Annotated in this window: 8 protein-coding genes and 3 pseudogenes; 2 read left to right on the top strand and 9 right to left on the bottom strand. The window is 40.3% G+C overall.

Going from position 1 to position 9100, the window contains the following annotated elements; all coding sequences use genetic code 11:
* Nucleotides 1-279: 279 nt before the first annotated feature.
* Nucleotides 280-534, bottom strand: coding sequence for an RHS repeat domain-containing protein (locus tag ACI7RC_RS27470; RefSeq protein ID WP_408111345.1), 255 nt, complete (start codon nucleotides 532-534; stop codon nucleotides 280-282).
* On the opposite strand from ACI7RC_RS27470, the pseudogene ACI7RC_RS27465 reads away from it, so the two are divergent.
* Nucleotides 479-782 (top strand): annotated as a pseudogene (locus ACI7RC_RS27465) (transposase); the annotation flags it as partial. The gene ACI7RC_RS27470 and the pseudogene ACI7RC_RS27465 sit on opposite strands and share 56 nt — an antisense overlap.
* A 214-nt stretch (nucleotides 783-996) precedes the next feature.
* On the opposite strand, the gene ACI7RC_RS27460 reads toward ACI7RC_RS27465, so the two are convergent.
* From ACI7RC_RS27460 to ACI7RC_RS27430, 7 genes and pseudogenes are all read right to left on the bottom strand, one after another.
* Nucleotides 997-1341, bottom strand: coding sequence for an Imm32 family immunity protein (locus tag ACI7RC_RS27460; RefSeq protein ID WP_408111344.1), 345 nt, complete (start codon nucleotides 1339-1341; stop codon nucleotides 997-999).
* 563 nt (nucleotides 1342-1904) lie between these two features.
* A pseudogene (locus ACI7RC_RS27455) lies at nucleotides 1905-2231 on the bottom strand (RHS repeat-associated core domain-containing protein); the annotation flags it as partial.
* Nucleotides 2230-2757, bottom strand: a complete 528-nt coding sequence (locus ACI7RC_RS27450; protein WP_408111343.1) for a PGN_0703 family putative restriction endonuclease — start codon at nucleotides 2755-2757, stop codon at nucleotides 2230-2232. The gene ACI7RC_RS27450 and the pseudogene ACI7RC_RS27455, both read right to left, overlap by 2 nt.
* A 145-nt stretch (nucleotides 2758-2902) precedes the next feature.
* Nucleotides 2903-4567 (bottom strand): sigma-70 family RNA polymerase sigma factor, encoded by a 1665-nt coding sequence (locus ACI7RC_RS27445; RefSeq protein ID WP_408111342.1) that lies wholly within the window; start codon nucleotides 4565-4567, stop codon nucleotides 2903-2905.
* Between the two features lie 264 nt (nucleotides 4568-4831).
* Entirely contained in the window at nucleotides 4832-6268 is a 1437-nt protein-coding gene (locus tag ACI7RC_RS27440) for a coiled-coil domain-containing protein (RefSeq protein WP_408111341.1), read from the bottom strand.
* Nucleotides 6269-6325: 57 nt separating this feature from the next.
* On the bottom strand, nucleotides 6326-7312 hold the full coding sequence (locus ACI7RC_RS27435) for a hypothetical protein (RefSeq protein ID WP_408111340.1): 987 nt from the start codon (nucleotides 7310-7312) through the stop codon (nucleotides 6326-6328).
* Between the two features lie 17 nt (nucleotides 7313-7329).
* Nucleotides 7330-7818 (bottom strand): hypothetical protein, encoded by a 489-nt coding sequence (locus ACI7RC_RS27430; RefSeq protein ID WP_408111339.1) that lies wholly within the window; start codon nucleotides 7816-7818, stop codon nucleotides 7330-7332.
* 444 nt (nucleotides 7819-8262) lie between these two features.
* On the opposite strand from ACI7RC_RS27430, the gene ACI7RC_RS27425 reads away from it, so the two are divergent.
* Nucleotides 8263-8421, top strand: coding sequence for a hypothetical protein (locus tag ACI7RC_RS27425; protein ID WP_408111338.1), 159 nt, complete (start codon nucleotides 8263-8265; stop codon nucleotides 8419-8421).
* A gap of 199 nt (nucleotides 8422-8620) precedes the next feature.
* Here ACI7RC_RS27425 and ACI7RC_RS27420 read toward each other — a convergent pair.
* A pseudogene (locus ACI7RC_RS27420) lies at nucleotides 8621-9055 on the bottom strand (YceI family protein); the annotation flags it as partial.
* Nucleotides 9056-9100 lie beyond the last annotated feature (45 nt).

The following is a 9100-nucleotide window of genomic DNA, read 5'->3' as shown; positions in this document are numbered from 1 at the left end:
TGCGAGAATAAGGGAGAAAGACTCAAATTTTAAGGGGTTAAACCGAATCCTTTGTCAATATCATCGACACCAAATTGAAAACCACAACAACTGCAAATTTCAAAACTTCCACTATATGCATCTTCACTAGCGTATGGTGGCTCTTCTAGTTTGTCATAACCACATACCGGACAAATATACATTTTCGCCCTCCTGTTATTTGAGATTGTTCCANACCACAACAACTGCAAATTTCAAAACTTCCACTATATGCATCTTCACTAGCGTATGGTGGCTCTTCTAGTTTGTCATAACCACATACCGGACAAATATACATTTTCGCCCTCCTGTTATTTGAGATTGTTCCAACTTGAACGGATTGGACATGGCCTCCTGCTGCGAGACGATGTTGCCCCAGCTATCGTACTCATAGCGATTGAGCGTCTCCCCGTTCGCATCCGTGATTGAGACGGCATCGCCATGGCTATTGTATAAGTAATACCCTGACTTGTTGCTGACCGCATCCTGGCGGAATAACTGGGACGAGATTGCCACTTTCTTGAAATACCCTGCAGAGAATTCGAAAGATGATCTATACAACCAACGTCATCGAGAATTATCATCGACGGCAAGTTATAAAGGGAAAAGCCATGTTTTCTTCTGATGATACGCTTCTAAAGATGTTATATCTTGTAACCATGGATGTCCTACGAAAGTGGACGGGACAAATCCAATACTGGGGACAAATTCTCTTACAACTATCTGCGTTCTTAAAGGATCGAGTACAGCCTTACATCCGCTAACAAATGAAAGGCTTCATCCCCGAAGGGATTATCTTTTTCTCCACTACTGGTGTCAAGGGTTCGCTTCGCCTTACGCCCTGGACTTCATTGATTCCGAAAAAGATGTTCCAATTAGGGGGATGAAACCTTTTCATACATGGATGATTGAGTTTTACACAAAAATCTTAACAAACCCAATTTACATGAATTTTCTTGACAGATCCGTGTTAAATGACTAATTATCTAATTCTTTAAAATATTCATCAATAACTTTTTCATCACTACAACCCACAATCAATTCACAACTATCGGGCGTCAAAAAGATTCCTAGTGTTTGAACCATTATCTCTTTACTTGCTGGCTCTATGTGATAATGCTTTCCTTCTTTAAAATTATGAGCCAACCTTATCAACTCAGTTCCTAAACCTATTAGAGCATTTTTACTCAGAAATAATGATACTTTTGATGACTTAGTTATTTCGTTTCCTTTGCTATCAAATACTTGTAACACACCTACATTATCTGCCAATCTTTCAAAGTCATCATTTTCATCGTTCTCTATATCAATCAAATATTTCATAACGTTTCTTCTCCTTTCTAAAATCTATCAATGATTTTTCCATCTTAATCAACCACAATATGATATGAATCTCTAGATTTCCATTTACCTGCAGAAGTTTTAGTTTGCATTTCTACATTGTAATGGTCGACAGCATTAGGATATTTAGGTTTTATCGGATGTGCATTTATCCCCGTATCCTTTCTAAATATAACCTGAGTATTATCATCAATCTTACTTATTATGTTATTTCCTTTTATTTCTCCTTTTTTTATTTATGATTTTATTTTATCTAAATTAGATACAGCCTTACTAGTACCCTTCGTAGCCTTGGTTAACCCTGTAATCCTTTTACTACCACCCACACTTAGAATGGTAAACCCTAAATCTGCAGCTGCCCCGGCATCGCTCCAACCTAAAGCGCCATCATTCAGGATATAAATATCTTCCTTTATTGGGTCTATAATTATTTCGTTTGCCGCCTTATTCAATGCCCCCGGAAGTTCATTGGCTGCTTTTTTTACTCCTTTAGGAAGATCATTTTTAGCCTTTGTAAGCCCTTTCGTTAGGTCATCCCAAAAATTGTGCCCTGTCGGGTCAAAATACCTCAACGGATTATTATGCACATACGTATACCGATTCAAACTCAACGGATTATCCACTTGCCCCTTATACGTATCTTCCGAGATAAACCGCCCCACACTCGGGTCGTAGTACCGAGCCCGCAGGTAATACAGTTTGGACTCGTTGTCGTACATCTCCCCGGTATACTTGAACGGATTGGACATGGCCTCCTGCTGCGAGACGATGTTGCCCCAACTGTCGAACTCGTAGCGATTGAGCGTCTCCCCGTTCGCATCCGTGATTGAGACGACATCGCCATGGCCGTTGTATAGGTAATAGCCGGACTTATAATTCGTCTTTTGAATCAATCTCCAAATAAGAGATGTTTCGCAGGATCTGATAATGTCGAAAGAAATCCTCCATAGAGCATTTCTTTACTTTGCCCTTAAGACGGCGGGAATAGATCAAATGGTATTTCCGTTGATGAGACTCATCGTTTTTTGCTGTACCGAATTCTTGTTCGGTGTACTTGACTTCAAAAAACAGCTGTTTGCCGCCAGTTGCTTTCATATAGAAATCGAAGTTGGTTTGTTCTGCCTTGTCCACGACCTTTTCAAAGGCCCATTCACTCACACGATCCTGACAACCAAAGATCTCAGCGATCCATTCCAGTTTTCCCTCCGTGATAAAAGGGTAATAATAATTGATACATACCGCTTGAGAAGAGTTTACGTGATGGAAAAATTGATGGAATTTGATTTCTTCCGCGATGGGATCGTTGAAGAACTGATCACGATAAGGGTCCAAAATATTGAGCCTGAACAACTCTTTGGGTAAAATATGTGAATATTCACGCCCCTCGGAAAGTGCCATTCTGGTCAGTCCCCATTTTATTTTTTTTGTAATTGGATAAGTGCATCTCTGCTCTCTTGTTAAATGACAAGGAATAGCACATCCTTTCGATGGCAAAAGCGTCATCCAATGCTTTGTGATGCTGGCCATTCGTTGAACAAGGTATTTAAGGAAGCAGCTCAACCAGTGTCAATCCTTTGCCGGCTAGATAGTTTTTCAGTACTTCCAGGGCTCTTGCTTCAATTTGCCGAACTCGCTCCCTGGTCACACCGTAGATCTCCCCGATTTCGTCGAGCGTATATATTTTGCCGTAATCATCCGGGTGCATGCCAAAGCGGTATTTTAACACTTCCGATCGGGGGATGTTAACCCGCCTTTGATTATCAAGGTGGTTCCAAAGATCGTTCAAGATTTGCTCGCTCTCATAATCATAGTGATCCGTTACAAGCAGCTTATCATTGCTGGTATGTTCCGGTTCTGCTATGTTGTCAATAGACATCGACCGATAATACCGATCTTCCGTATGAAGCAGATGAGGCTGATGAAAATAGGTATACAAATACGCTCGGGACTCCTCGTATTCAATGCAGTCCATCTGTTCAAAGCTGTACAGCTGCTCAAAACTGATATAGTCTGTTTTCCATTGAAGATACTCTGGGTTATTGACGATAGAACGTATTTCATCGACCATCCCCTGCAATAATTGTTCCTCAATGACTCGATCCTGCTTTTCAAAGTTATCGAATTGATAAACCGGCGTACGGATAAGATGCTTTTCTCTTTTGTTACGCAATACCTTTGCCAGGTAATTAACAACGAAGAAACGGTTAAAACTTTTTCCGTCATCAGCAGTATATTTGTCGTAAATCTTGTAAAATACCTCATACGCGCTCTGATACTGATCTTCAAGGGTAATCGAGTAAGTCTTGTGTCTGTGGGCAAACTTGTACATCACATAAGCGTAATACTTCATCGCCGTTTCAATGAACTTTTCTTTATCCAGCCGCCGATAATCTTCGTTCGTTAAACGCAGCTGTCTCTTGCCGGCGTTAATGGCGCGTCTGCGGAATACTTCTCGCAGCGGTTTCAGCTTGTCTATATTTTTTTCAAATCTTTGGTGGTACGCTTCCCACCCCTTTTTGTTTATGATCCAACTGCCTTTCTTGTCGACCGATTCAAAGAAATCATTCAAATAAAGCTCTTGCCGAATCGAACTCTCCCGAAAATCATACTCTGCCTGAATCGTATCTATTATTTCTCGATAATGTAAACCGGCAGGATGCTCTAACAGTACCTGAGCAACGGCAAACACGGTGCGGTACGTTTCAAGATTGAACTTTTCATCTCTTGACCATTCAAGGTTCATATTGTTGTCCAATTGGTTTTCAACGGGCTTCTCTTCGACTGGAGTTTGATTCAACGCAGGGAGTGTAATCGAGCGCTCATCCGCTTTGATCCGGTCATCTTCACTGGGAATGATGCCTGCTTCGTATAATTGGTTGATGAGTGCAAGGGAAACCGGCCAGACGTGTTCGCTGTCTTCTTTTCGTACGGCTTCAAAGCCATCCATGATTTCTGCGAGAAAGAGGCAGTCCTCTTCTGCTGACATGTCCAGGTCAAGCAGGACTGATGACTCTACGTTTTGGAACAACCCTGCAAATGTGAAGTTGGATGAACCGATGATGACCCTGCTGTGAGAGTCCCCGATGAACACATAATTCTTTGGATGATAGATGTGATGATCCTGGCTGCGGAATATAAACAGCTCAGGACCTGCATCCATCAATGCTTCCAATCCTTCTTTAGAGGTGGCGCGTTGATCGATGCCCACATAAAACGAAGCCTTTCCCCCTCTATTGCAGAAGGTTGAAATCTCCTTTGACAGGTTCTTTACGCCACCTTCGCTAACAAAGGCGATATATCCGTAAAACGAATGGTATCTGTTGCTCAGAAATGTTCTTTTTAACCAGTCTCCCGCGGAGAAACTGTCCTGGTACAAACCTTGTGAAATAAATGTTGGTTTCATGATTGTTCACCATCCAATGTTGGGACCGGTTATCTGTGCGGCTTCAACCTTCTACTGCTTTTTTTCTGCCTAAAGTGAATGTTGTAACCACTTGATTACAAACGGTTGTTCGTTTTTGGTCCGGTTTAACCGGTACACGTATATCAAGTGATTGTGCCTTCTAAAATAAATCCTTCCTTCCTGAGAAAAAGGGAATTCTGCAATAGCGCCAATTCGCGTCTTTACGGTATTTTTTCGTATGCTGGAATCTACAGAATCGAATCGATAATGCAATTGTGCAATTTTCAATTCGACCTTTATTCGATCAGATACAGTAAGATGAAAAAAATCCATGAAAAATTGCGGCGTGAAAACCATATTCGGATAAATGGCATGAAATCTTGGCTCGTATTCCTTTTCTAATATTTTTCGCTCTTCTTCACTTAAAACTTTTCCGTTTTCATGTTCATACACGAGCATGGCATTTTCGTTTTGCTGCTTTTCCAGTTCTTCTTGAAGTAGATGAATATCTTGTTCGTACTTATCCATCGAAGAAATAAATTCCGTAAGTTGTGATTCGGCTATGGCCTGTAGTTGATCCTTTTCTTGATTGGCAAGTAATAATTCTTTTTGCAGTTCAGCTTCTTTTTTCTCCAGTGTTGTCAGCTCCGACTGATAATAATTGACTTGGTTTTGGGAATGTTTCAGGTCCTTTTCGGCATTTGCCAAAGATTCACGATAGTTGTCTTTTTCCAAGTTTACTTGTTCCAATTGGTTGGTTAATTGGAGGATATTTGCGCTCTTTTCATGAAGAAGGAGTGTCATCTGGATTAATTCACGTTCTATTTCTTTTTTCTTGGTTTCAAGCTCGTCATATTTTTTTTCAAGAGATGCTCTTTCATTTTCCTTTTGCTCTAAAGATACTTGAAGTTGCTCTAAGGAATCCCTGATTATTTCTGTATCTTCATTTGTTTGGTTTTTCTCCAAAATGGATTGATAATACAGTTCCTTTTCTTTTAAGCCGGCAATTTCAGCCGTTAGGATTTTTAGTTCGTTTTCTTTTTCATGGTAAGCTTTATTGATTTGTTCGTACTCTGATCGAATCTTTTTCCTGTCTTCTTCAACTGTTCTTTTTTCTTCCGTCAAGAGACGTAACTTCTGCTCATAACTTTTAATCTTTGCATCAACTTCCAGAAATTTTGCCTGGATATGCAGCAGCTCATCCAGTTTTTGCGTTAATTCATGATGTACAGATTGATAGGAAGCATGTTGATCTTCTTTCAGCGAAGACAACTCTCGTCTTAATCGATCAATATGCCATTCTTTTAATCGCAGTTCCTTATGGATTCGATCTCGCTCTTCCAAGAAATATCTTAATTCACGCTTAGATTCGTCGATTACCTTCTTTAGCTTCAATAAATGGATATCGAAGTCTTTAAAAAAGCGCCCTAGGTAAGAACGAAACTTGTCCCAACCTTCCGCAAACAGGGGAAAGACACTTTTTGAGATATTGTCAAACATATCCATGACACATTCTCCTTATCTCCTATACATAAAACCTAGAAGATGTTGCTGGATTGGGTGTTATTTACCCGAATGTCCTTGCCCAAAGGAATATAGGGGTTTTAGATCCAGAATGATTTTAGATCTCTCCTCTAATAAATCTGCAGATTTACCCATTACTTGGAAACGATCTATTCCCAGTCTGGTCATAAAGGTTGCGGGAATGCTTAACAGTCCTCCGTCTAAAAAAGCAACGAGGCCCCCTACCCCCATTGCTACTCCTGATTTGATCGCTCGGTCCAACCCATCCGCCAAAGCCATTTCAAATGGCTTTTTCCCCATCAGAACCTGCCTTCCCTCTCCAAGAGTAATGAGGATAAAAGGAAGGCCGGGTAAAGTAAAATCCATTATATCTTCGAATGCACTACTATCCTGGATTGCAGAAGCGGACTTGGAGAGATGATCCGTTATTTCAGTGTTCGATATACCAGCGTTTAAAATATGTTCTACAATTGCATCTGAATGATGCAATACCTCATCTGTTGACATAATCTGTATATCCGGATATTTTTCGATTGCATCTTTTATGTAGCTTAGTGACTCAGTTGCTTTCAATTGTATTTCTTGAGCTACTGTCCCATCATCATTTCGGATCAGCAAATCCCATCCAGGTTGTGTAGGGTCTTCTGCCAACTCTGCTACTTGACCAGGTTCGAGACCTAAATCTCCTACGTGTTCGCCGTTATTTAATGTATCTCGAACAAGGACTTCAAAATATTTACCTTTCCAAGCTGATAACAGTCCTTGTAATTGAGTTGTATCGTATGAAGCCACATCCTCTAAATCCAAATGCGGAAAGGCTAAGTGAAAGGCTTCTTCCATTTGAGGTGTTAGTTCTGGTTGTGATCCCTGTTCGAGGATTGATCCCAATGCTAATGTTGCTATCGTTGCATCTAACAATGTTCTTTCTCTATTCTTAAGATATCGTATATACAATTCTTTTATTTTATTTTTCGTATCGCTTTGCTTCTTATATTTGCTTGCGATGAGCATTATATCATCTTTCATATGCGTCTCCTCCAATTTTACCAGCTCCTCCAAAGAGCCAATAAAGTTAGGCATATAAGAATAGAGAACCCTGTCAGGGAGTAAATATCTCTCTTTTTTATCTTATTTTGCCAATCGCTCTCCCTTTCATGAAATTCTATTTGAAGAGTAACATAATCATTTTGTAAAATGTTTGTACGCTCATCAAGTGTTTTTACTTCTATTTGAAGTGCCTTCATCGACTTTTGATAATCTTGGCTGACGGTTTGAAGTGCTGTTTCAAGGTTGTGAATCGAATGATGCAATTGCTCTTGTAAACTCTGTATCTCATGGACAAGCTTGATCCGATTCTCCTCGAATAATCGAACCGCATTTACTTCGCTTGTTATATCTTTATACCTTACGAGATCCTTTTCCATTGATTCAAGCTTCTCATGCATACCTAAGAGAATTTGTCCGTAGACCTCGCTGTATTCTTCTATTTTTTCGGTAACATCTTTACCAGATAATCGATCAAAGAAGCCCAAATTAAACACCCTTTTTGTTTTTTACACTGCATATTACCCTCCATCTGAAAGATACAAACTTTGTTATCCTAGATTTTCTTATGTATTCGCATTAGAAACCAACCCATCGTGTTACTATTGTTTATCTACCTTGTAGGATGCTTGTGACGCTTGCGTAAATTGTCTATGTTAAGATGATTGGGCCAACTCCTCTTCAATTCAAGTCAATTCCTTTTGATGCAATCGCATATGGTGTCTGTAACGTCTCATATAAAACGGTAAAGTATCTTGTTTTGAATGCCCCAATAGAAACGTAATCGCTGTCGGTCTCCCTCCGGTACCTTTTGAAAATATGAAATTGGATCGTTGCGGATTATTTATTCGAACTGATTATCGCCTCGGCATATACTGCGTGCTTTTTTGTAAATAATAAGATTGGTGAACAATAAATTGAGGAGGACTTGTATGCAACAGGATCAACAAGCTAATGAGAATTTAGGTTCTATTTTCAACCCGGAATTTGCCAAAACCGATGCACTAAAAGTAAAACGAGAAATTCAAGAAGATATAAGCGAAGGACAAGGTGCAATGACGTCTCGAGAGGCAGGAGCTATGCGCGATTAAAAAACCACTCGGATCGGAGTGGTTTTTTATTTTTCTGCTTCAACGTTTCCTATATCGCCTAACTCATCCCCCACCCCAACTTACGACCATATTGGAATCGAATCGTTAACTACTCGGGCACTCGTTTTCGCAAGACAACAAAAACAGAGCTGCCGACACATTATCTGTGTCGACAGTTTATCCGGATTGTCACTTTTCTTTATGCTTGCTTGGCTGCTTGAATGTCCAGTGAAATTTGGACTTGATCCGCCACTAACACTCCACCGGTTTCCAATGCGGCGTTCCACGTCAGCCCATATTCACTTCGACTGATTGACCCATGAGCCTCAAAACCTGCTTTTTCATTCCCCCAAGGGTCTTTTCCGCTTCCCTCGTAACTAACCACAAAAGTTTCCGGCCGAGTGGTTCCTCGAATCGTTAAGTCACCCGTTACCTCGTATTCACCAGGACTTTTCTTCGTAATTTTAGTTGATTTAAACGTCATTTTAGGGTAGTGTTCGACATCAAAAAAATCCGCAGAACGAAGGTGATCATCGCGTTCTTGGTTTCGCGTGTCGACACTTTTCACGTCTACTGAGAATTCAATTTCTGCAGTTGTTAAGTCCTCAAGATCAGCAACAATTGTAGCCTCAAAACCGGTTTAACCCCTTAAAATTTGAGTCTTTCTCCCTTATTCTCG

The organism is Brevibacillus sp. B_LB10_24, from assembly GCF_046036945.1.
GTDB lineage: Bacteria > Bacillota > Bacilli > Brevibacillales > Brevibacillaceae > Brevibacillus_C.
This window is presented reverse-complemented; position numbering and strand designations above follow the sequence as displayed.

Coding starts and splice junctions, on each gene's coding strand:
- ACI7RC_RS27440 (WP_408111341.1), bottom strand. CDS start 6,268: ATGGATATGTTTGACAATATCTCAAAAAGTGTCTTTCCCCTGTTTGCG.
- ACI7RC_RS27425 (WP_408111338.1), top strand. CDS start 8,263: ATGCAACAGGATCAACAAGCTAATGAGAATTTAGGTTCTATTTTCAAC.
- ACI7RC_RS27460 (WP_408111344.1), bottom strand. CDS start 1,341: ATGAAATATTTGATTGATATAGAGAACGATGAAAATGATGACTTTGAA.
- ACI7RC_RS27450 (WP_408111343.1), bottom strand. CDS start 2,757: ATGGCACTTTCCGAGGGGCGTGAATATTCACATATTTTACCCAAAGAG.
- ACI7RC_RS27435 (WP_408111340.1), bottom strand. CDS start 7,312: ATGAAAGATGATATAATGCTCATCGCAAGCAAATATAAGAAGCAAAGC.